The following is a 21,364-nucleotide window of genomic DNA, read 5'->3' as shown; positions in this document are numbered from 1 at the left end:
ACAGCGGAGCCTGCACGCGGGTGCAACTCAGCAGTCCACTCATCCGGGAGAGCCCTGACACGCGCGATGGTGTCTCGCGCGCAAACCGCTGACGCGGCGGTCAACGTCTCGCGCGAGGGACCGTCAAGGCGAAGCGACCTGCGCCGACCCCCGATCGTGCGCCATGATCGTGGCGTGACGATCGATGCGGAGTCGGGACGAGGCGAGGATGCCCGTGGGCTCGGCTGGAGGGTCGTGCCGCTGGTGTTCGCGGAGTGCCGTCCGATCGTGCTCGCGATGTTCGCACTGCGGTTCCTGGCCGGAGCGTCCCTGGGGAGACCGGGCGGCTGGGGTCGGCTATCGGCGGAGGATTGGGGTCTTCTCGTCGTGGGCGTCGTCGCCTGGGTGGCCGCGACCGGGTTCGTCTATCTGCTGAACGGCGTCTCTGACATCCCCGGCGACCGGTTGAACGGGTCGATCAGGCCGCTTGCAAGCGGCCGCCTTCCAGTGCGGGTCGCGGTCGGCTGGTGCATCGCGTTCGCGGTGGTCGCCGTCGTGCTGAGCGCGGTGCTCGGGTTCGGGCTACTGATCTGCACGGTGGCGATGATCGCCTTCGGATGGCTGTACTCCGCGGGCAGGCACGCGGCGAAGCAGCGGGTGTGGTCCGCATCCCTCGTGATCTTCGGCGGCGGCATCGCCACCTACCTGGGCGGCGCGTTCACCACCGGGAACGTACCGACGCCCGAGACGATCGCCATCGCAGTGTTGATGGCCGCATGGATGGCCGTGGCCGGCAACACGAAGGATCTCGGCGACGTGGCGGGCGACCGTGTGGCCGGCAGGCGAACGCTCCCGGTGAGCCTGGGCATCCGTCCCGCCGCGTGGGCGACCGCCGTCGGATGCTGTGCCGTCGGAGTCGCCGGGCTGTTCGTGCCCTCTCTCACGGGTCGTGTCGTCGCAGTGTGCCTGCTCGCCGCGGCGCTGGTGATGCTCGGACTGGCCGCGTACGGTCGTAGCCTCGGGACGAAACGCATGTACGCGGTGTTCATGGTGAGTCAGGTGGTCTCGAATCTGGTGATCGTGGTGATGGCGTGAGAATCGATCGGAGTCGCCTCGACGAGGTCGTCGAGCACGTGTACGTGCGGGTGCGAGACGGTCTGGCGCAGACCGGCAGCGCGCTCGTGGCTGACGACCAGGTCGAGGAGGAGTTGCACGATCAGGTGCGGTACCTGATCGACTCGACATTCGTCGAGCTGGGGTTTGTGGCCGAAGGGCACGGCAGCGCGCTCGACGATCGGGGAATGGGCGTCGGCTTTGCCCGGGCGGGTCAGCACATCCATCCGTCGGAGAGCCTGCTGGCGGCGCGGCTGCTGTTCACGGTGGGTCTGCCGTCGGTGACCGACGCGGTCGCTGCCACGGGGCATCCGCTCCCCGCCGACGCGGTGGCGCTCACGCTCAGCGGCCAGATCTTCCGCATGATGGGCGCGGCGGCGGTGGGGTACGTCGAGGTGCTCTTCAACCGCATCACGGCGGTGCAGCGGGAGGAGCGGGCGTCCATCGCGCGCGATCTGCACGACAGAGTGGCGCACACGCTGGCCTCCGGCCTGATGAAACTCGATCTCGCTGCCACCCAGCCCGGCCCGGATGGCGCGGCGACCCGAGCGGATGCCCGTGAGCTCATCGGTCAGGCGCTCGCCGAGGCCCAGACGATCGCCACGGAGCTGCGCCAGATCACCACGTCGCGGTCGCTGATCGAGTCCGTGAATCTGTACCTCGCCGAGGCGGAGGTGCGCGGCATCGACTTCGAGGTCTCGATGTCGGGCGAAGCGCGGGTCTTGGCGGATGCCACGCGCGACCAGGTCTTCCTGATCATCCGTGAGGCTCTGCGCAATTCGTTCGCGCACGCAAGGGCGGTCCGGGTCGGAGTGCGATTGCAGTGGGATGGGGGCGGTCTGGCCGTGACCGTGTGGGATGACGGCCGCGGCTTCAGCCCGTTGCGCATTCGTCCTGGCGCAATGGGGTTGGTCGGGATGCGCGAGCGCGCGGAGTTGATCGGGGCGACGTTCTCGCTCGAGTCCGCGCCGGGCGGCGGAACGCGAGTGCTCGTGGACGTGCCTTATGCCGACGACTGAGGGGCCGACGGCAGCGCCGAGCGCGTCTATCAGCGCAGTGCTGATCGACGATCACCGCGTCTTTCTGGATGCCTTCGGCGCGCTGCTCGAACACGACGGCCGCATCGAGGTGGTCGGCTCCGCGGCTACCAGCGCCGAGGGCATCGCGCTGGTCGAATCGAGTCTGCCGGCCCTCGTCATCCTCGACGTGGACATCGACGGCACGCCCGTCGAGCAGACGCTGCGCACATTGCGCCGCATCTCACCGGAGTCGGCCGTCGCGATCGTCACGATGCACAATCACCTGCCCCTGAAGGATGTGCTGCTGCGCTCGGGCGCGCGTGCCTTCCTCAGCAAGTCGACGTCGGGGGCTGTGCTCATCGGCGCTCTGGTCGAGGCGGTGACGACACCCCCGGCGGCCGAGGCGAAGCATCGGGCTCAGCGCGAGAATGATGCCTTCACGCAGCGTGAACTCGAGGTGCTGCGGCTGATCAGCCTGGCGCAGTCGAACAAGCAGATCGCTGTGCAGCTCGGCATCAGCGAGGGCACCGTGAAGCGGCACGCTTACAGCCTCTTTCAGAAGCTCGGCGCCACATCGCGTATGGATGCCGTACGGAAGTCCGCCGATCGCGGTTTGCTGCGATGAATTGCGGAGACAGGTGACGGACAGGCGAAGGGCGGATCATCCGGAGAAGACCCGCCCTTGTTGCGCGGCCCGTCGCGCTCGACTGTACGCTCCAGCGACCTACGCCTGCAGCCCGAGCTGGAAGTGCACGGCTCCCTGATCGTCGAGCTGGGCATCCAGAACCTTGTCGGCGAGCGCCACCGAGGCGTTCTCTTCGACGAAGACGCGTGCGTCGCCGTCGACGATGACCTGATCGTCGGCCTCGGGCGCCGGCGTGACGGCCACCGAGAAGGTGGTGGCGTTCGGATCAGGACTGCTGATGCGTAGACCTCCTTCGGGCGAATCGACCGCCTGGGTGGTCAGCGTCTTCACGATGGTGGTGGCGTTCTCGGTGAGGGTGAGCATGAGCTCTCCTTCCGGTTGCGGTGCATGAGTCGGCCACGATTCCGCAGTGCCCGCGGTGCCGCAACCCGATCGAGCGGATTGTGCGGGGAGACCCAGGTTGGAGGGGCTGTTACGCCACCGACGGCACGTCGTTGACGTGGCGCAGCCGTGCGCCGGCTCGGCGCGAGGCCCGGAATGCGAGCCAGGCGAGCGGATGCCTGGTGCTCTTGTCGTAGACCCGATGCGGGGTGCGCTCGCTTGCATCGGGGTATCCCGCCGCAGCCCGCACGCTCGGCAGCAGCACCTCGGCCGTTCGCGAGTAGCCGGTGCCGGAGGGATGCAGACGGTCCAGCTGCGAGAACATCGTGCCCGGGTCCTTGCGGAAGAGGGGTCCCATGGAATCCGCGAGCGAAAGCGTGCGCGCGCCCGCCCGCAATGCCACGATCGTCTGGCTGGTGGCGAGCAGACGGCTGAGCCAATGAGCGAAGAAGCGCAGCGGTTCGAAGAAGGAACGCACGGTGCCCAGATCGGGGCAACTGGCGACCACGACGCGTGCGCCGAGACGGCGCACTTCGGTGATGGTCTCTCGCAGGGGTCGTAGCGCCGCAACGAGCGGGCGCAGATGCATCACGTCGTTCGCGCCGACGATGATGACGACCACGTCGGGCGGCGTCGCGAACCGTCGAACGGCGATGAGCTGGGCGATGAGGCCGATCGATTCGGCTCCCACCTCAGCGACGTTGTCGAGCTGCACCGGCCTCTCCGTCGCGTCGGAGAGCAGACCGGCGAGCCTGACGCCCACGGTCTCGGACTCGGCTTCGGCGCCGTATCCGACCGCCAGCGAATCGCCCATGAGCACCAGGTGGATCGGTGCGCCGTCATGGTTTCCGCCGAACAGTCCGCGGGCGCCGGAAGATGTCGCGATCCGGGTAGGCATGAGCCGTTCGCGTACCAGAAACCCCTCGGCAGCAGTGAGTCCGGCGACGCTGACGAGGGCGGCGAACAGCGACCCGACACCGACGGCCAGATACCGAATGGCAGGCTTCCACCCTCTCGCCGTGTTGGGCGCCTTGGGCGCCAGAGCGTGTGCCGTCATCGGATGCCATGCGAATGCTGATCTGTTACTGAGAACGTTACGCTTGCGACCTATGCGTGGGCCTCGAATCCGCGTCGTGCTCAGTGCGCGAGGATGCCGAGCACGGTGACGATCGCCCCGAGCAGGCCGGTGACCAGCGCGGCCAGGATGCGACGCCACCAGGGCCGGTGGTTGCGCTGGGCAACGATGTAGCCGATGGCCATCAGCATGGCGACGCCGGTCAGCAGCGCGACGAAGTAGGCGACGTATTCATCCATCAGGTGCAGCGCGGCCAGCAGCAGGAACAACGCCGGCAGCAGCATGGCCAGGAGCATCCCGCTGGAATGGCGGATGGACTCGGCCAGCGCAGACTTCACCGGAGTCGGCTCGGCAGCGCTATTGTCGTGCGCCACGGCGGTGCGCGCATAGACGTGGGTCACCCAGAAGATGAGCGTGGTGGCGACGATGAAGCCGAGCACCTCGAGGTCGGTCTCGAACTCCCAGCCGATGGCGGTCAGGGCGGTGACCAGCACGATGCCGTAAACCGTGGCCTCGGTGCTGAACACGTTCATCACGAACCGTGCGGCGCCGGCGACACGTTCCCGGGCTCGTTCCTGCCCCATGTGAAGTGAACTTACCTCGGATATGCCGTCGCGGTCAGCCCCAGCCATCGCAGGGGAGGTCGAGCATGTCGAGACCCGCTCTGCGGTCCCGGCCGCTGCAGAAATGTACTCGGCAGCGGCCAGGATGCCGTCAAGGGTGATCGTGTTCATGGCGATCACCGTGGAGGGAGCTTGTGCATGGCGACCAGCCAAGTCGCCTCGCGTTCACGGCGCTCCCGCTCGAGGCGGTTGCGCTGCACGGCGAGTGCCCATTCCGCGTCTCGGCTGCGGCGCGCGCGGTGTTCGCGCCTGCTCCACAGCACGAGCGCGAGACCGACGCGCATGGCGAGGCGGTCCATCGGACTCGGCGGGTGCGAGTTGCGCCGCAGCGAGGCGATCGCCTCGGTCGTCGACGCTCGTTGCTGGTCGAGTGTCTGTGTACTCATGGTTCGTTTCCTTCAGGTTCTGTTGTCTCGTAATGGCGTCGAACAGGATCGGGCCGGTTCGACGGGCGCCCAGGATGACTGCACGATCAGCAAAAGGGCTCACGCGATGGTCGGCGGATGCCGTCGGTCGCGATCTCGAAGGGCGGATACAGGCGATTGAGGTGAGAGCCGGGCGAGCTTGCTCGTGCGGCCGAACCGATTGAGCCTTTGAGTGGCGAAGCCGCGATACAAGAGACGATGGGTCGCCCGGTAGCGGCGTGGAGCCGTTTTCTGCCGCGGGCACGTTCTGCGGTCGGCAGACGACCCATGTGCCCGCGGCGTCAGAGGACGGAGTGCGCCTGGCGGCTACCGGCAGTGGCGTGGGACGAACGACTTAACGGACTGCTGCAAAATGCGCATTTTGCAGCACCGCCAGTCGCGAGTGCCATGCCATGAGCGGCCGGTCGATGGCAAAGGCGCAAACGGCCGAGCCGCTCGACTGAGCGATGGGTCGGTTCGGTGGCCTACTGCCGGATCGCGCTAACGGCGCGCGCCGGTCAGCACGATGCTCCCGTGCTCAGGCGTCGGCCGCGCAGCGACGCAGCGCCGCGGAACACGAGGGTGTGAGACTGAATGTGCGTGATGGTGTGCATCATGACGTTCCCCTTTCGTGTTCCTCGTCCACTCGAGCGCGACGGTGTCGCGCGAGCCGGACTGGGTTGGCCCAGAATGGGCCTTCGCAAACTTAGCCGTGAATCACAGCTCTGCGCAACCATCTATGCGGAATCATGCTCCGGTGGTGTCGCGCGGCCGTGTCTTGGGGTGGTGTCGCGTGGCCGTGTCTTGGGGTCGAGTCGTGAGGCCGTGTCGTCGGCCGTGGCGCAGGGCCTCGCCAGGTACGCGGGTTCAGGCGGGCCGAGCAACGGGGCTCACAGCCGCTTCGCTCCCTCGACCGTGACGCGGATCGCGTACAGCCGGGTGGTCGCCGTGATGTAGAGCGTGTTGCGCTGCGGTCCGCCGAACTCGAGGTTCGCGGCGGTCTCCGGCAGGCGGAGCAGGCCGAGCAGAGTGCCGTCGGGGTCGTAGACGTGGATGCCTTCGCCGGTCGCCGCCCAGACACGCCCCCGCGTGTCGAGGCGTAGACCGTCGTAGCCCGCGTCGCTGGACGCGAAGGCGCGAGCATTCCGTACGACGGCGCCGTCCACGTCGAACACGGTGATCGTTCTCAGATCGCTGTCGCTCACATAGAGCCGACCCTCGTCGGGGGAGAACGCGAGGCCGTTCGGCTGGGTCAGGGTGTCGACGACAGCGGTGAGCGACGCATCCGTCACGCCGGACCCCGCGACCCAGCGATACACGTTTCGGCTGCCGATGCGCTCTTCGCCCCTGTGCCCCTCGTACTCGGTGAGGATGCCGTATGACGGGTCGGTGAACCACGCCGAGCCGTCGGAATGGGCCACGACGTCGTTCGGACTGTTCAGGGGGAGCCCGCCGTGGGCATCCGCGAGCACCGACATCGACCCGTCGTGCTCGCGGCGTACAACGCGCCGATACCCGTGCTGGCACTCGATGAATCGACCCTCCGAGTCGACGGTGCGCCCGTTCGCGAAGCCGGCCGCGCTCGCCCACACGTCGATGCGTCCGCTGACCTCGTCGTACCGCAGCACGCGGTCGTTCGGGATGTCGCTGAACAGCAGAAAGCGACCCTGCGGCGAGTAGGCGGGGCCTTCGAGCCAGCGGCCGTCGTCGAAGAGGATGCGCAACTCGGTGTCGCCGCGGATGCCGTCGAAGCGCTCGTCACGGCGCTCGAACACGGCGGGGATGCGATCGGTCGTCATGCACTCATTCCATCGCATCTCTGGCCGCGGAGGCTCACCGAACCATGACAATCGGGCCATGACCATCGGGCCATGACCAGCGAGCCATGACAATCGGGCCATGACCAGCGAGCCATGACCTGCGACAACCGGTCAGCGACCGAGCGTGCGGTTCAGCGCGTCGGCCACGTTGTGCGGTGCGGCGGCATCCGCCGCGCGCCACGCGATGACTCCGTCGGGTCGGATGAGTACAGCGCCGGATTGCGAAACGCCGTGCGCGAATCCGAGCTGGGCGGTCAATGGCCGGTGTCGGATGCGCGGGACGACATGCGGAGCATGTAACGCCGGTGGGGCGAGCACGACGAATTCGCGCCCGTACCACGAACGGGTCGATGACCCGTCGGGGAGAACGACGTGCGGCGCCCGCGTGCCCGGCCGGCCGGACGGGGCGGCCGGATCCTCGAAGAGCTCCCCGTTGCCGGGCTCTGCAACGAAGGCTCCGGTCGGCGGCGCGTATCCGAAGAGCACCCGCTCCGGAGCAATGAGTGCAGCGACGGTCTCGTCGTTCATCCCCGGTCGGAGGCGCTCCACGAGCCCCGCGTATTGCTGCTCCACGAGCACGTCGGCGAAGGGACGGCGTTCCTCGTCGTGGCTCTCCAGCAACCCGGGACCCGCTGTCCCGTCGAGCACCGCGGCGAGCTTCCACGCCAGATGGAACGAATCCATGATCGCAGTGTTGCCTCCTTGTCCGCCTGTGGGAGGCATGGCGTGCGCCGCGTCTCCGACGAGGAACATCCGTGACGTGCAGAAGCGATCAGCGACCTGGCACGCACTGGCCCAGGTCTGGCGCGAAAGTATTGTCGCCGGCGCGTCCGGGTTCCCCAAGGCAGCACGGATCACGTCGATGGCGGCCTGTTCGCCGGCATCCGCTGACAGACTCGTGCCCAACACATAACGGCCGGGCTCGTCCGTCGAGATGAATGATGCCGAACCACCCGGTAGGCCTGAATTCTGCAGGTAATGCATCTGCACAGCTGCGCCGTCCCACGGAACGTCGGCGCGGAAGGCGAGACTGGTCGTCTCCTCCAGGAGGCCGCGACCATGGGTCCCGATGCCCGCGGCCGCTCGCATCGAGCCCTTGAAACCGTCTGCCGCGATCGCGTATTCGGCGTGCACGGTCAGCTCGGCGCCCGTCGTCAGATCGCGCAACCCCGCGATGACGCCATCGTTGCGCTCGCTGAACGCCTCCAACCGAGTGCTGAAACGCAGATCGGCACCGAGCTCTGCGGCACGATCGGCGAGAAGGCGCTCGGCCGCTGCCTGGCTCGCCAGGCCCATGCTCTCGGGAGAGAACATCGACATGTCGGGCATCTCCTGGGTGATGCTGCGCCATGGTGGTCCCGCAACGGTCGGCCCGATGACGATCGTCGTCTCCGGCCGACCGGGAGGCGCGGCGTTCTGGACTGCATCCGCGAGCCCCGCCGCGCGAAGCGCTTCCATGGTCGCCGGCATCTGTCCCCGTGCCTTCGGCTGTGAAGAGGTTCCAGGATGGCGGTCGACCACCATCGAGGCTACTCCGTGCAGGCCGAGGAAGACGGATGCCGACAGCCCGGCCAACCCTGCGCCTACGATCAGGACCGGAACTTCACGATGCACCACGACGGCCTCTTGGTACGCTTCTGGATGGTGAACTATTCGATAGATCAAAATATTCGATGGATCGAAGTGTATGGACGGAGGCGGGGCGTGTCAAGGTCGGAACTCGTCGAAAGCGTGAGCGAGCTGATGCGAGTCCAGGCGGGTCGCGCGCTCATGCTGCACGCAGCGATCGCCGGTCGACTGGGCCTGCACTTCACCGATCTGAAGTGTCTTGACCTTGTGCGAGACGCGACCTTGACGGCCGGCGAGATCGCATCCGCCATCGGTCTCAGCGCGAGCGCGGTGAGCGCGATGCTGGATCGGCTCGAGGGTCAAGGGTTCATCGAACGCGTGCGTGATTCAGGCGACCGACGCAAGGTCTTCGTGCGCAAGACCGGCCGATACGACGATCGGATCGATCAGCTCTTCGCCGGACTGGCGTCAGGAGTGGGCGGCATACTCGGTGTCTGCACAGACGAGCAGCTCGAGTTTCTCGCGGGCATCGTCGAGCAGTTCAACGAACTGTCGGCGAGCGCCGCCGCTGAGATCACCGGCGGCGCAACCCGATCGGCTGTCGGTCGCCCTGCTCGACCGGCACTGCCGTGATCATGTTGCCCAGCGATGCCTCGAGCATCTGACCGGCATTGCAGCAAGGACCCGACCGTCACACCGCATGTGTGGAATCGGTTTCGTCCTTCTAGCCATCGGTTCTGGCGCGTTGTCGACCGGGCGTCGTGGTTCCCTTGACGAAACCGATTTCATGCGCTTCACTGAGCAGCGATCCACTCGACGAAGAGAGCCCGGGAGGGACTGCGATGGCGAGCAAGCAACCGAGGCGACGTGCCCTGCGAGCGGCGGCGGTCGTCGCCGTCGGTGCCGCGGCATCCCTGGTCATCGCAGGATGCTCATCCCAGGACCCCGCCGCGATGCTCTCCACGAAGAACCGCCCCTCGGCGCTGGCCGGGGTGACGAACGTGCGCCAGGTGTCGCAACTCACCGGCCCGAAGTCGCCGAACAAGACGGGCCGTTTCGAGGTGGCCGGTCAAGACCTCGGATCCATGTTCCGGGCGGACGGCAAGACCTGGTTCGTCTTCGGCGACACATTCGGTCAGCGTGATCCCGGCATGACCGGCGGCGGCGGAACGGAGTGGCGTTCGAACACGATGGCGTACACGACCGACACGAACCCGGCGGACGGCATCCACCTCGACGGCTACATCGTCGACAAGCAGGGCTGGGCCAAAGAGCTGATCTCGTCGGAGAAGGTCGACGACGTCGAGATGACGACCATTCCGACGTACGGCTTCGCCGCGAACGGCGCGATGTACCTGGACTACATGTCGGTGAAGCACTGGGGCGATCCGGGCGAGTGGGAGACGAACTACGCAGGCCTGGCTGTCTCGACCGACAACGGCCAGACCTGGAAGAAGCTCGCCTCTCCGCGGTGGGGCGGCAACAGCAACTTCGTGCAGGTGAGCGTGACGAAGGTGGGCGACGAACTCTACTTCTGGGGCGTCACGCACGGCCGGTTCGGCCCGGTCAAGCTCATGAAGGTGGCCGAGAAAGACGTCGAGAAGCAGAGCGCGTATCGCTACTTCACCGGTACGAAACCGGATGGCACGCCGCAGTGGAGCGCGAACATCGGCGACGCCAAGGTGGTCGCAGACGGCACCGTCGGCGAGCTGTCGGTGGTGTGGAACGACTACCTTCAGCGCTGGCTCATGACGTACACCGATGGTGCCGGAGCCGGAGCGCTCATCAGCGACAGCGCGCATCCGTGGGGCCCGTGGTCCACGCCGAAGACACTCGTCTCGGCCACGGATGTTCCGGGACTGTACGCGCCCTTCATGCTCCCCGAGTACACCGGGAACGGCGGTCGCACCATCTACTTCACGCTCTCCAAGTGGGGCCCGTACAACGTGTTCTGGTACCGCGCCGACCTGACGAAGAAGTAGCTCAGGGTCCAGCCGGCCTCCGCCGGGCCACCCCTGCCGCGAGACTGCACGCCCGCCCCGAAACAGCAGGTAAACCCCGCACTCTCGGGGCGGGCGTGCAGTCTCGCGGGGAAACGGGTTCCGGACGTTGCTCAGGCGGGCACCCGCGGCGGAGTGGCGCCGAGGTCCGGCACGGCATCACGGCCTAGGTGAACCTCCAGGTCGTCGGCGCTCGGCGTCTTCGGGCGGCGAGCGGTCGGCCGATCGAGGTAGAACAGCGACGTCGACGCGATGTCGTCTCGCAGCGGCAGGTAGCGCCATCCGCTGCGCCAGCCGAGCGCCTGGATGTCGACCCGCAGCCGCTGCGCGAACCGGATCGGGTCGGCCAGGTGCCAGCGGTACATGCCGAAGCGCTGCTGGCTGTCGTAGAGGCCGTCGGGCCGGATCACCTGCGGCATGCCGAGGTAGGGCGTGGAGAACTCGGTGTAGCCCTTGCCGGGAACGTCGAAGTTCCACGCGCCGCCGAAGTAGTCCTCGGTGCCGGTGCCGCAGATCGTCGGGTGCTCGTCGTCCGAGTCGAGGTAGAACTTGATCTCGCCCTCGCCCCACCATCCGGCGCTGTTCGCACCCCACGCGATGTAGGTGCCGACGTACTGGCCCGAGCCTTCGATGCCGTCCAGCAGTGTGTGGGTCTTGAGGTAGTCGAGCGGGTTGCTGCGGCGCCACTGGGCGTGCAGGTATCCGTCACCGGAGTAGTCACCGCCGATCTCGTACGTGACCTGGTAGTACACGCGCACCGTGACGTCGGAGAGGTTCTCGAGGGTCAGCCGCGCGCCATCGCGGAACGGCATGGGCCAGTACGAATTGAACCCGCCGTGCGGGTTCGCGGCGATGACCTGCGAGTCCACCTGGGCGAAGCGGCCCCAGCCGTTGCAGAAGAAGTCGCCGTACGGCACCTCGATCGCCGGCTCGGATGCGCCGTCCCAGTAGGCGCGCAGCAGCAGGGTGCGCCAGTTGTCGGTGTGAGTCGTGATCCAGATGTGCTGGATCTTGCCTGCGCCATGGATGCTCGCCAGCTCGAGCGTCTCACCCGCCGCGATGTCGACGCTCGGCGAGATCTTCCATCCCGGGCCGAGGTCGCGTGCGCAGGATGCACCGGTGCCTTCGGTCGCCCGTGCGCCGCCGCCGACCGCCCCGTCGAAGTTCTCCGGGCTGATCGATCGGGTCTGCACCTGGCGAAGGCGGGCGAGCGAGTCCAGGTCGCCGATGGTCACGTAAGTCTCCTCTACGTCGTTGTCGAATCGATACGGGTGCTGATCGAAATCCTTGGATGCGAAGCCATACATCCCGTAGGCTTGCAATCGATTTCAATCAATCTAGGGCTCGCCTTCTCCGGGTGTCAACTCGGTGAACGGGCGGCGCTACAGTACGGACATCGCCGCGTCAGGGCGATGCCGAGCATGGGTGGGAAGAGTCGATGGCCACGATCTACGAGGTCGCAGCACTGGCCGGGGTGTCACCGGCCACCGTCTCGCGTGTCTTCAACGGAATGAACGTCTCGGCGGAGAAGTCGAAGCTCGTGCGCAAGGCCGCCGACGAGCTGAAGTTCACGCCGAACCGCACGGCGCGCACGCTGCGCAAGCGCAACTCCGAGGTGCTCGCGCTCGTCATCCCCGACATCGAGAACCCGTTCTTCACCTCGCTCGCCCGCGGTGTGGAAGACGTCGCTCACGAGGCCGGATACTCCGTCGTGCTCTGCAACAGCGACGGTGACCGCGAGAAGGAGGCCAAGTACCTCGAGATCGCCGTGAGCGAAGACATGGGCGGCGTCATCATCGCGGCGGCCGACGAGCACAGCAACGTCGACAGTCTGCTTGCTCGCGGACGTCCGGTCGTCGCCGTCGACCGCAGCCCGCACGGTGTCGAGGTGGATGCCGTCACGGTCGACAACCGGGCGGGCGGGCGCGCTGCGACCCAGGCGCTGTTCGATCAGGGCTACCAGCGCGTGGCCTGCATCACCGGCCCTGCCGATGTCGAGACGGCGATCCTTCGTGCCGACGGCTGGCGCAGCGCCATCGCGGCGGCCAAGGTGGCGTACCGCCCGGAGAAGTACCTGCTCAACACCAACTTCCGAGTCGACGGCGGTCGCGACGCGATGCGCACTCTGCTGACGATGGCGGAACCACCGGATGCCGTGTTCGTCGCCAACAACCTGATGAGCGTCGGAGCGTTGCAAGTGCTCATCGAACGAAGGCAGATGCCGCCGGCCGTCGGGATGGCCAGCTTCGGCGACCTGCCGTTCGCGGCCCTCGCCCCGGCGGGCATCACCGTGGTGCATCTGCCGGCCCGCCACCTCGGGGTGACGGCCGCGACCATGCTGTTGGAGCGCATCCGTGGCGACCAGCAGCCGGCGCGCACCGTCGTGCTGCGCAACACGCTCACGGCGCCGGGAGCGGCGGGGCCGAAGCCGAACGACAAGTCGGACGCGGAAGCCGCGATCGCATGACTTCGCCCGCGGTACCGTCGCCGGGTACCGCGGGCATCCGCTACTTGAGACCGGCGATCTTGATGTTTCCGATGATCTTCCGCTGGAAGATCAGCACGAGGACGATCACCGGCAGCGCAGCGAGCATCGAACCGGCCATCAAGAGGCCGAGTTCCGGTCCGCGCGAGACTCGGAAGTTCGCCAGGTACTGGCCGACGACGAAGAGGTTCGGGCTGGTGATCGTCATGACCGGCCACACGTACGAGTTCCAGTACGCCATGAACGACGTGACTCCCACGACGACGAAGGCCGGCTGAGACAACGGCAGGAAGATGCGGGTGTAGATCTTCCAGCGACCTGCCCCGTCGAGCAGCGCCGCCTCTTCGAGTGCGATCGGGATGTTGAGATAGAACTGCCGGATGAAGAACACCTGGGCTGCGGATGCCAGTGGCGGCAGGATCAGCACCAGCAGGGTGTCGAGCATGTGCAGCTTGGTGACCACGATGAACGACGTCAGCAGGATCGCCATGTTCGGAATGAACATCGTGCCGATGACGATGACCCACATCGTTCGCTTGAACGAGAAGTCGAGCCGGGCGAACACGTATGCGGCCATCGAGTTGATCGCGATCGAGAAGATCGTGAAGATCGCCGCACCGGCGAATGTGATGAGCATGGCGCGCGAGAAGTCGGGATCGGTGAGGATCTTGATGTAGTTCTCGATGTGCCAACTGGGCGGAAAGAATGTGAACGGAGTGCCCAGCACGTCCGAGTTCGCCTTGAAGCCTGAAAGCGCCATCCACGCCAGCGGGAAGAGTGCGGCAAGAGCGAAGAAGACCCCGACCACTATTCGTGGAATCCGCACCGATGTGCGCTCCTTGATTGCCATCAGCCGTCGATCGCCTTTTCTGAGTTGAGGACCGCGAAGATCGATGCCGAGATCGCACCGAGCACGACGAACAGCAGGAGGGCTCCCGCGATCGGCTGGCCCTGGTAGGTGTCCTGGGTGAAGTGATTGAAGAGATAGAGGTTGGGCAGCAGCGTCGCGTTGAGCGGGCCGCCCTGTGTCATCAGCAGCGGGAGGTTGATCTCCTGAATGGATGCCGTGAAGTTGGCGATGAGCAGGTAGAGAACGACGTTCTTCAGCGACGGGATCGTGATGTTCGTCATCTGCTTGAACCACCCGGCGCCGTCCAGCGCGGCCGCTTCGTAGTAGCTGTCCGGGATGTCGAGCACCCCGGCGAGCATGATCAATGCGGTCAGCCCGAACATCATCCAGACTTCGGGCACGGCCAGAGCGGGCAATGCGATCGACGGGTCGGCCAGCCACGCGATCGGCTGCACGCCGAACAGGCTGAGGAACCAGTTGAGCACGCCACCGGAGTAGTCGTAGATGATCGTGAAGACGATGGCCACGATCACCCCGGAGATGATCGTCGGAATATAGATCGACGTCTTGACGAATCCGGCGATCCTCCCTCCTAGCCCGCGCGCGATGTTCGCGAACAGGAACGCCAGGATCATCACGGTGGGGACCACCATCACCGCGAAGAGCACGCCTCGGCCGATGGAGGCGAGGAAGTCGGGCGACTGCAGCACATTCACGAAGTTGCGCAAGCCCACGTATTCGCTGGCCCGATAGAAGCTCCAGTTGAAGAAGCTCAGGTACCCGGCACTGATCAGCGGAATGATGACGAAGACGATCAGCAGCACCACAACCGGCGCGAGCATCAGATAGGCGATCAGGTTGTCGCGGTGGCCACGGCGTCGTCCGGCTGTCTTCTTCGAACCGCGACGGGCGGGCGTCGCCGAAGCGACGCCCGCCCGCCTGGGCAGTGTCGTCATTCCCGTTCCCGCTGACCCGGTCACGGCGCCCGTCATGAGCCGGACTGCACGCTCGTCTGGGTGTTCGTACCCGCGAGCTTGTTGCTGGTGATGAACTGGTTCATCTGCTGTTTCGCCGTCGCGAGCGCCTGATCGGCACCCGTCCCCTTCATGGACTTCTCGATCGCGGTGGCGAAGTCGGTCGACAGATCGATCGGGTACGTCGCCTCGGGAACGCCGTACTTGACGATCTCGTCGGTGATGATCTTGCGGAACGGGTCGGCCTGCGCAGACGAGTCGGCGTCGATGGCCTTGACGATGGAGGTGCGCGCTGCGTACTTCGACCATCCCGAGGCCTTGAAATAGTCCATCATCACGCTCTGGCCCGAAGCCAGAAGGTACGTGATGAAGTCGGCCGCGCCGTCCTGGGTCTTCGACTTCGCGTCGATGGCGAGCGTCCAACCTCCGAGCGTGGCGGTCGGGCGGGTCTGGTCGCCGTCGATAGAGACCATCGGCGCTGCCGCGATCTTGCTCTCCATCTTGGGGAACTGCTGGCGCAGCAGTCCGATGAACCACGAGCCGGTGATCTGCATCGCGAGCTTGCCCTGCCCGAGCGGGGTGCCGTCCGCGTACGCGGAGAGCGCCTGCTTGGGCATCCCGCCGCTGTTGTACAGCGATGCGTAGAATTCGGCGAGCTTGGCGTAGGGCGGGATCGTGGGATCGGCCGATGACCAGTCGGTCTTCACCGGGTAGTGCCCTGCGGCGTTCTGCTGCAGTCCCCAGCTCGACCACGAGAGGTCGGCCGCGACCGAGGCGGTGCCCAGGCCGTAGACGTTGCCCTTCTTGAGCTTGGCGGCGATGTCGGGCAGCTGATCCCAGCGCGTCGGTGGCTTGTCAGGGTCGAGCCCGGCCGCCTGGAACAGGTCCTTGCGATAGAACATCACCGTGGACGGCTCGACGAGCCACGGGTAGGCGTACTGCTTGAGCGAGGACGACGGCGTCGATTTCGCGCTCACGAACTTGGCGATCGACGGGTCGATGTCGTCGAGGTACTGCGACTTGATCAGCCCGTTGAGCGGCGCGAGTGCGCCGGTCGAGACGGCGGAGCCGATGTTGCCGTAGCTGATGGTGTAGACATCCGGCCCGTTGCCCGCAGCTTGCGCGGCCTTGAGCTTCTGTGCCCAGGCGTCCGCCGGCACGATCGACAGCTGCACCTTGTACTTGCTCTGGCTGGCGTTGAACGCCGCCACGTGCTTCTTCTCCCATGCGCTCTGCCAGTCCTCGAACTGCTGGGACCAGAAGTTGATGACCTTGCGGCCGCCGCTGTCCCCGCCGCCGGCCGGTTGCCCGGGAGTGCCGCTGCCGCAGGCGGTCAGGAGTGACACACCGAGAGGGGTAGCGGCGGAGATGAGAATTCCTTGGAGCACTCGGCGGCGGGTCCACGCCGAGTGGAGGTCGATCGAGCGGCCCTCCGATGATGATTGCAAGGTGAGTCCTTCCACTCCGTGTCGTCTTTGCCACGATTCCTCGCGAAATCGATTACGCACACGTAAACATGGAGCATTGAGCCTTGTCAAGACAGCTCAGACCGTGCGAGCTGTCGTCGAAATGAAATCGATATATCCGGATGATTTGTGCAACCGATTCCTGAGCGGCTCCATTGGGGCGATGCTCGGTGCCAGCAACTCGCGGGTGCTTGCACCGCTCATCGTGTGCCAACATACTTGAAACCGATTACACGAAGGGTGACGTCGACGATGACCGACCAGCAGGCTCTCGCATTCTGCGACGATGCGCGGGAGAGCGCGGCCGATCCGGTCGCGCGCTCGTTCGGCGCGAGCGAGACCGGCGCGAGGATCCTCGGCCCCGAGGCATCCGTCGCCGCGTTCCCGCTCGGCGGCATCGGAACCGGCAACGTGTCCATCGGCGCCAGGGGAGAGCTGCGCGACTGGGAGATCTCGAACCATCCCGACAAGGGTGCCTGGCTGCCGTTCACGTTCTTCGCGATCCGAGTAGAGCCTGCCGGTGCTGTTCCGACTGGTACTGATCCGACTGGTGCTGTCGCGACCGGGGCCGAGCCGGCCAGCGCTGACCCGGCCACCGCTGACCCGGCCACCGCGGACGCGGCCACCGCTGACCCGGCCGTCGCGAACGCCGTCGTGCGGGTGCTGGAGAGCCGGCTGCAGAAGCCGCACGAGGGCGACTCGGGACATCACATCGGCAAGGTCGCCGGACTTCCGCGTCTGGAGTCCTCGCGGTTCCGCGGCGAGTATCCGATCGCGACCGTCGACTTCGACGACGAACAGTTGCCCCTCCGGGTGCGCCTCACCGCATTCACGCCGCTCGTTCCGCTCGACGCCGATGACTCAGGCATTCCCGCCGCCGTCTTCCGCTACACGGTCACCAACCCGACCGGCGACGTCATGCGCGTGAACCTCGCCGCCGCCATGTCGAATCCCGTGGGGATCACCGCACGCAACGTGTTCCAGTTCCCGGAGTACGCGGGGACGCCCACCGTCGAATTCCGCGACGACGGGCGGATGCGCGGCCTCGCGTTCGGCACGGAGCTCGAACCCGACGATGTGCGCTACGGTACGGCGACACTCACCACGACCGACGAGGTCACGGCGACGCCGTGCTGGCCGGTCGACTTCTGGCAAGACGGCATCCAGCTCTTCTGGGACGCCTTCACCGCCACCGGCCGACTCGAGCCCTCTCCCGTCTTCAGCCTCGAGGGCGACGCCCCGGCAGAGTTGCCGAAGCTGCGCACCGGCAGCATCTGCGTCGAGTGCGAGCTGAAGCCGGGAGAGTCGCGTGACATCGAGTTCGTTCTCGCCTGGCACACGCCGAACCGGCCGAAGGCGTGGAACGGAATGGTCGGACTGCCGAACACGCACGCCGATGAGATCGTGCAGAACCAGTACGCGACGCGATACGCGGATGCCTGGGCCGTCGCATCCGACGTCATCGCGCGCCTGCCCGAGCTGGAGGCCGCGACGCGGGCCTTCCACGACGCTGTCTACGACTCCACGCTTCCGCCCGAAGTGGTGGATGCCGCGACCTCCACCCTCGTCGCCGCGCGCAGCACCACGTGCTTCCGCATCGCAGACGGCACGCCGGAGGGCCGATTCGCCGCGTGGGAGGGCAGCTTCGATCACGCCGGCAGTTGCGAGGGCACGTGCACGCACGTGTGGAACTACGCCCAGACGCTCGCCGCGCTGTTCCCGTCGCTGGAGCGCAATGCGCGGCGCAACGAGTTCCTGAACGAGACACTGCCCGATGGGCGCATGCGGTTCCGCACCAACTCGGTGTTCGACGCAGCACCGCTGGAGTTCCACCCCGCTGTCGACGGGCAGATGGGCGCCGTCGTGCGGCTCTACCGCGAATGGCGCCTCAGCGGTGACGACGGCTTTCTGCGGGAGCTGTGGCCCGCCGCGAAACGCGCCGTCGACTTCGCATTCACCGCGTGGGATTCCAACGGCGACGGCGTGCTCGACAGCCGGCAGCACAACACGTACGACATCGAGTTCTACGGCGAGAACTCACTGGCCAACTCGATGTTCATCACCGCGCTCGCCGCCGCCGCTCGCATGGCCGAGCACCTCGGCGACGCAGAGGCGGCCGCGCGGTACGGGCGGGCGGCCGACACGGCATCCGAACTCGTCGACCGCATGCTCTACAACGGCGAGTACTACGACCAGCGTCTCGCCGACGTCGACGCGCACCGCTACCAGTACGGCACCGGATGCCTGAGCGATCAGCTGCTCGGTCAGACCCTCGCCCATCTGGTCGGTCTCGGGCACATTCTGCCCGCCGACCACGTGCAGAGCGCGGTGCGCTCGATCCACCGCCACAACTTCCGCCGCGGCTTCGACGGCTACGCGAGCGTTCAGCGCACGTACGCGCTGAACGACGAGGCGGGACTCGTGCTCTGCACCTGGCCGAACGGCGGGCGCCCGCGCATCCCCTTCGTCTACTCGGATGAGGTGTGGACCGGCATCGAGTACCAGGTCGCCACGAACCTCATCTACGAGGGGTTCGTCGACGAGGGCCTCGAGATCGTGCGGGCCACCAGGGCGCGGCACGACGGAATCCGCCGCAATCCGTGGAACGAGGCCGAGTGCGGCAACCACTACGCGCGGTCGATGGCCAGCTGGGGCGTGCTCCTTGCACTGACCGGAGCGCAATGGGATGCACCGGCCGGGCGGTTGAGCATGGCTCCAGCAGAGGCTGCGTTCCGTGGCGGCCACGCGAGCGTTCCGTTCACGACGGGTGCCGGCTGGGGCGTCTTCGAACTGGATGACGACGGTGCGCGGATGCGCGTGCTCGGCGGGCACGTGGCGGCGCGCGCTGTCGAGGTCGAGCATCCGCGGCTCGGTCGACTGACGGCATCCGATGTCGCCGTCCATGCTGGCGGCGCGATCGAGATGCACTCCCCACCGCCTCCCGCTGGTTGAGCAGGGCAGGCCAAGCTCACCCAGCACGAGACCCCTTCCGAGATGCAGGAGAATGCGAAATGACCGAATACACCCTTCCCGCCCGGCTGAACCGTCCGGAGGCGAAGCCGAAGACGCTCTACACGGTGGCCAGCGGTGACCTGCGACCGAGCGCGAACGTGAAGTGCTGGCCGACGCAGCTGGGGCTGGAGGAGGATTTCGCCGCGGCCGCCGAGTCGTTCGGGTGGTCGATCGAGAGGGCGCATCCGTTCGATGAGCGGAAGGGCCACGGATTCATCGACAGCCAGCGCGCCGGCATCGAGGTGTTCAAGAACATCCCGGCCGACGCACCGGTCGTGGTGGTCGACGCGGTGTGGCAGTACAGCCACCACGTGCTGCCAGGGCTGCGCACGCATCGCGGGCCGATTCTCGTCGTCGCGAACTGGGCAGGGGACTTCCCCGGCCTCGTCGGACTGCTGGGCCTCGCCGGAAGCATGACGAAGGCGCAGATCGACTACTCCGCGCTGTGGAGTGCCGACTTCACGGACGCCTGGGCACGCGCGAAACTCGGCGAGTGGCTGACGACCGGCACGATCGAGCACGACCAGTCGCACGTTCGCGAGCTTCCCGCGCTCGACCCGGAGAGCCCCGAGGTGCAGCTGGGAACCGCACTGGCCAGGCAGCTGAAAGACGAGAAGGCCATCATCGGCGTCTTCGACGAGGGCTGCATGGGCATGTACAACGCGATCGTCGACGATGAACTGCTGAACCCGCTCGGTATCTACAAGGAACGGTTGTCGCAGAGCGCCCTCGTAGCCGAGATGAAGAAGGTGAGCGATGCCGAGACCCACGCGATCGGGACGTGGCTGACCGACCGCGGTTTCACCTTCCGGTTCGGCGCCGACCCCGCGACCGAGTTGACCGAAGACCAGGTGATCAGCCAGTTCCGGATGTACGTGGCGGCGCTGCGCATCGCCGACGACTTCGGATTGGATGCGGTGGGCATCCAGTATCAGCAGGGTCTGAAAGACACGGTGCCAGCCAGTGATCTCGCCGAGGGCCTGCTGAACAATGTGGAGCGACCTGCCGTCTTGAGTCGCGATGGGAGTCGCGAACTCTACCCGGACGCTGCGCTGCCGCACTTCAACGAGGTCGACGAGGGAGTCGCGGTCGACGCCCTCGTGACCAACCGCATCTGGACGGCGATGGGGCTCGACCCGGCGACCACGCTGCACGACATTCGCTGGGGGGAGGTGTACGACGGCGAGTTCGTGTGGGTGTTCGAGATCTCCGGATCAGTTCCCGCCTCGCACAACGGCGGGTACGACAAGAGCTATGCCATGCGGCAGGACCCGATGTTCTTCCCGCTCGGTGGCGGAACGCTCAGCGGATGCTCGAAGCCGGGCGAGATCGTGTGGTCGCGAGTCTTCATCATGGACGGGGAGCTCCACATCGACCTCGGCAGAGGTCACGTCGCCGACCTGCCGGCCGAAGAGACGCAACGTCGTCTTGACGCCACGAACCCGGAGTGGCCGATCATGCACGCGGTGCTGCACGGCGTGAGCCGCGACCAGCTGATGGCGCGGCACAAGGCGAACCACGCACAGGTCGTGTACGCGCCGGATGCCGATACCGCCGATCGTGCGCTGCTCGCGAAGGCCGCGCTCTTCGCCGAGCTCGGCGTTCACGTGCACCTCTGCGGCGACGTCGGAGTGTGACGTCGGCGACCCGAAAGGATGGACGCAAAGTTCTACAATGTAGAACATGGTCGAGGTGGGAATCAGGGCGCTGAAGCAGAACGCGTCCGCCGTCATCGCGGAGGTCGTTCACGGACAGTCAGTCATCATCACCGACCGCGGTAGGGCTGTGGCCCAGTTGAACCCGATCGCGTCAACGCGTGTTGAGCAACTGATGGGATCAGGGCTGATTCGCAAGGGCAGGGGTCGACTGGCGGAGTTGCCCGCACCTGAGCCTGGCGAGCCGCTCACTCCTGTGCTTTCCCCCTTGCGCGACGAAGAACGTTACTGAC

General features: G+C 66.5%; 19 protein-coding genes. 9 read left to right on the top strand and 10 right to left on the bottom strand.

Annotated elements, in window-relative coordinates; genetic code table 11:
- The first annotated feature begins 174 nt into the window (after nucleotides 1-174).
- The 3 genes from ACYVDK_RS17570 to ACYVDK_RS17560 are packed head-to-tail and all read left to right on the top strand — an operon-like array spanning nucleotide 175 to nucleotide 2,736.
- Entirely contained in the window at nucleotides 175-1,074 is a 900-nt protein-coding gene (locus ACYVDK_RS17570) for a UbiA family prenyltransferase (RefSeq protein WP_460524166.1), read from the top strand.
- Nucleotides 1,071-2,111 carry a sensor histidine kinase gene (locus ACYVDK_RS17565; protein WP_460524164.1) on the top strand — a complete coding sequence of 347 codons (1,041 nt, stop codon included), beginning with the start codon at nucleotides 1,071-1,073 and terminating at the stop codon, nucleotides 2,109-2,111. The genes ACYVDK_RS17570 and ACYVDK_RS17565 overlap by 4 nt, the downstream gene beginning before the upstream one ends.
- Entirely contained in the window at nucleotides 2,098-2,736 is a 639-nt protein-coding gene (locus tag ACYVDK_RS17560) for a LuxR C-terminal-related transcriptional regulator (protein ID WP_460524162.1), read from the top strand. Before ACYVDK_RS17565 ends, ACYVDK_RS17560 begins: the two co-directional genes overlap by 14 nt.
- A 99-nt stretch (nucleotides 2,737-2,835) precedes the next feature.
- On the opposite strand, the gene ACYVDK_RS17555 is transcribed toward ACYVDK_RS17560, so the two are convergent.
- The 6 genes from ACYVDK_RS17555 to ACYVDK_RS17530 all read right to left on the bottom strand — a co-directional run bounded on the left by ACYVDK_RS17555 (nucleotide 2,836) and on the right by ACYVDK_RS17530 (nucleotide 8,677).
- A complete protein-coding gene (locus ACYVDK_RS17555; protein WP_460524160.1) occupies nucleotides 2,836-3,120 on the bottom strand; it encodes a Fe-S cluster assembly protein HesB in 285 nt (94 codons plus the stop codon).
- Between the two features lie 109 nt (nucleotides 3,121-3,229).
- Nucleotides 3,230-4,195 (bottom strand): SGNH/GDSL hydrolase family protein, encoded by a 966-nt coding sequence (locus ACYVDK_RS17550; protein WP_460524158.1) that lies wholly within the window; start codon nucleotides 4,193-4,195, stop codon nucleotides 3,230-3,232.
- Between the two features lie 80 nt (nucleotides 4,196-4,275).
- On the bottom strand, nucleotides 4,276-4,947 hold the full coding sequence (locus tag ACYVDK_RS17545) for a hypothetical protein (RefSeq protein ID WP_460524156.1): 672 nt from the start codon (nucleotides 4,945-4,947) through the stop codon (nucleotides 4,276-4,278).
- A 5-nt stretch (nucleotides 4,948-4,952) separates the two neighbouring features.
- Complete coding sequence (locus ACYVDK_RS17540) at nucleotides 4,953-5,222, bottom strand: hypothetical protein (protein WP_460524154.1); 270 nt, start codon at nucleotides 5,220-5,222, stop codon at nucleotides 4,953-4,955.
- 908 nt (nucleotides 5,223-6,130) lie between these two features.
- Entirely contained in the window at nucleotides 6,131-7,039 is a 909-nt protein-coding gene (locus ACYVDK_RS17535) for an SMP-30/gluconolactonase/LRE family protein (protein WP_460524152.1), read from the bottom strand.
- Nucleotides 7,040-7,171: 132 nt separating this feature from the next.
- Nucleotides 7,172-8,677: an FAD-dependent monooxygenase gene (locus ACYVDK_RS17530; RefSeq protein WP_460524150.1), complete on the bottom strand. Its 1,506-nt coding sequence runs from the start codon at nucleotides 8,675-8,677 to the stop codon at nucleotides 7,172-7,174.
- 87 nt (nucleotides 8,678-8,764) lie between these two features.
- Here ACYVDK_RS17530 and ACYVDK_RS17525 point away from each other — a divergent pair, with 87 nt between their 5' ends.
- Nucleotides 8,765-9,262 carry a MarR family winged helix-turn-helix transcriptional regulator gene (locus tag ACYVDK_RS17525; protein ID WP_460524148.1) on the top strand — a complete coding sequence of 166 codons (498 nt, stop codon included), beginning with the start codon at nucleotides 8,765-8,767 and terminating at the stop codon, nucleotides 9,260-9,262.
- 209 nt (nucleotides 9,263-9,471) lie between these two features.
- Complete coding sequence (locus ACYVDK_RS17520; RefSeq protein ID WP_460524146.1) at nucleotides 9,472-10,611, top strand: DUF4185 domain-containing protein; 1,140 nt, start codon at nucleotides 9,472-9,474, stop codon at nucleotides 10,609-10,611.
- Between the two features lie 131 nt (nucleotides 10,612-10,742).
- On the opposite strand, the gene ACYVDK_RS17515 is transcribed toward ACYVDK_RS17520, so the two are convergent.
- A complete protein-coding gene (locus ACYVDK_RS17515) occupies nucleotides 10,743-11,864 on the bottom strand; it encodes a glycoside hydrolase family 172 protein (protein ID WP_460524144.1) in 1,122 nt (373 codons plus the stop codon).
- Nucleotides 11,865-12,067: 203 nt separating this feature from the next.
- Here ACYVDK_RS17515 and ACYVDK_RS17510 point away from each other — a divergent pair, with 203 nt between their 5' ends.
- Nucleotides 12,068-13,096 (top strand): LacI family DNA-binding transcriptional regulator, encoded by a 1,029-nt coding sequence (locus ACYVDK_RS17510; protein WP_460524142.1) that lies wholly within the window; start codon nucleotides 12,068-12,070, stop codon nucleotides 13,094-13,096.
- Between the two features lie 40 nt (nucleotides 13,097-13,136).
- Here ACYVDK_RS17510 and ACYVDK_RS17505 read toward each other — a convergent pair whose 3' ends face one another.
- Genes ACYVDK_RS17505 through ACYVDK_RS17495 form a run of 3 tightly spaced genes read right to left on the bottom strand, consistent with a single transcriptional unit; the run spans nucleotide 13,137 to nucleotide 16,284 of the window.
- Nucleotides 13,137-13,964, bottom strand: coding sequence for a carbohydrate ABC transporter permease (locus ACYVDK_RS17505; protein ID WP_460524140.1), 828 nt, complete (start codon nucleotides 13,962-13,964; stop codon nucleotides 13,137-13,139).
- Nucleotides 13,964-14,956 carry a carbohydrate ABC transporter permease gene (locus ACYVDK_RS17500; RefSeq protein ID WP_460524138.1) on the bottom strand — a complete coding sequence of 331 codons (993 nt, stop codon included), beginning with the start codon at nucleotides 14,954-14,956 and terminating at the stop codon, nucleotides 13,964-13,966. The genes ACYVDK_RS17505 and ACYVDK_RS17500 overlap by 1 nt, the downstream gene beginning before the upstream one ends.
- Nucleotides 14,953-16,284: an ABC transporter substrate-binding protein gene (locus ACYVDK_RS17495; protein ID WP_460524136.1), complete on the bottom strand. Its 1,332-nt coding sequence runs from the start codon at nucleotides 16,282-16,284 to the stop codon at nucleotides 14,953-14,955. Before ACYVDK_RS17495 ends, ACYVDK_RS17500 begins: the two co-directional genes overlap by 4 nt.
- Before the next feature lie 372 nt (nucleotides 16,285-16,656).
- Here ACYVDK_RS17495 and ACYVDK_RS17490 point away from each other — a divergent pair, with 372 nt between their 5' ends.
- Genes ACYVDK_RS17490 through ACYVDK_RS17480 form a run of 3 tightly spaced genes read left to right on the top strand, consistent with a single transcriptional unit; the run spans nucleotide 16,657 to nucleotide 21,363 of the window.
- On the top strand, nucleotides 16,657-19,356 hold the full coding sequence (locus tag ACYVDK_RS17490; RefSeq protein ID WP_460524134.1) for a GH116 family glycosyl-hydrolase: 2,700 nt from the start codon (nucleotides 16,657-16,659) through the stop codon (nucleotides 19,354-19,356).
- Between the two features lie 59 nt (nucleotides 19,357-19,415).
- Nucleotides 19,416-21,053 carry a fucose isomerase gene (locus ACYVDK_RS17485; RefSeq protein WP_460524132.1) on the top strand — a complete coding sequence of 546 codons (1,638 nt, stop codon included), beginning with the start codon at nucleotides 19,416-19,418 and terminating at the stop codon, nucleotides 21,051-21,053.
- Nucleotides 21,054-21,099: 46 nt separating this feature from the next.
- A complete protein-coding gene (locus tag ACYVDK_RS17480; RefSeq protein ID WP_460524130.1) occupies nucleotides 21,100-21,363 on the top strand; it encodes a type II toxin-antitoxin system Phd/YefM family antitoxin in 264 nt (87 codons plus the stop codon).
- Nucleotide 21,364: the final 1 nt, after the last annotated feature.

It is taken from the genome of Humibacter antri (assembly GCF_054777235.1).
Note: the sequence above shows the minus strand (reverse complement) of the source record. Positions and strands in the feature narration are given on the sequence as shown.

Coding starts and splice junctions, on each gene's coding strand:
- ACYVDK_RS17560 (WP_460524162.1), top strand. CDS start 2,098: ATGCCGACGACTGAGGGGCCGACGGCAGCGCCGAGCGCGTCTATCAGC.
- ACYVDK_RS17505 (WP_460524140.1), bottom strand. CDS start 13,964: ATGGCAATCAAGGAGCGCACATCGGTGCGGATTCCACGAATAGTGGTC.
- ACYVDK_RS17550 (WP_460524158.1), bottom strand. CDS start 4,195: ATGACGGCACACGCTCTGGCGCCCAAGGCGCCCAACACGGCGAGAGGG.
- ACYVDK_RS17485 (WP_460524132.1), top strand. CDS start 19,416: ATGACCGAATACACCCTTCCCGCCCGGCTGAACCGTCCGGAGGCGAAG.
- ACYVDK_RS17500 (WP_460524138.1), bottom strand. CDS start 14,956: ATGACGGGCGCCGTGACCGGGTCAGCGGGAACGGGAATGACGACACTG.
- ACYVDK_RS17535 (WP_460524152.1), bottom strand. CDS start 7,039: ATGACGACCGATCGCATCCCCGCCGTGTTCGAGCGCCGTGACGAGCGC.
- ACYVDK_RS17540 (WP_460524154.1), bottom strand. CDS start 5,222: ATGAGTACACAGACACTCGACCAGCAACGAGCGTCGACGACCGAGGCG.
- ACYVDK_RS17555 (WP_460524160.1), bottom strand. CDS start 3,120: ATGCTCACCCTCACCGAGAACGCCACCACCATCGTGAAGACGCTGACC.
- ACYVDK_RS17520 (WP_460524146.1), top strand. CDS start 9,472: ATGGCGAGCAAGCAACCGAGGCGACGTGCCCTGCGAGCGGCGGCGGTC.
- ACYVDK_RS17480 (WP_460524130.1), top strand. CDS start 21,100: ATGGTCGAGGTGGGAATCAGGGCGCTGAAGCAGAACGCGTCCGCCGTC.
- ACYVDK_RS17545 (WP_460524156.1), bottom strand. CDS start 4,947: ATGAACACGATCACCCTTGACGGCATCCTGGCCGCTGCCGAGTACATT.
- ACYVDK_RS17490 (WP_460524134.1), top strand. CDS start 16,657: ATGACCGACCAGCAGGCTCTCGCATTCTGCGACGATGCGCGGGAGAGC.
- ACYVDK_RS17510 (WP_460524142.1), top strand. CDS start 12,068: ATGGCCACGATCTACGAGGTCGCAGCACTGGCCGGGGTGTCACCGGCC.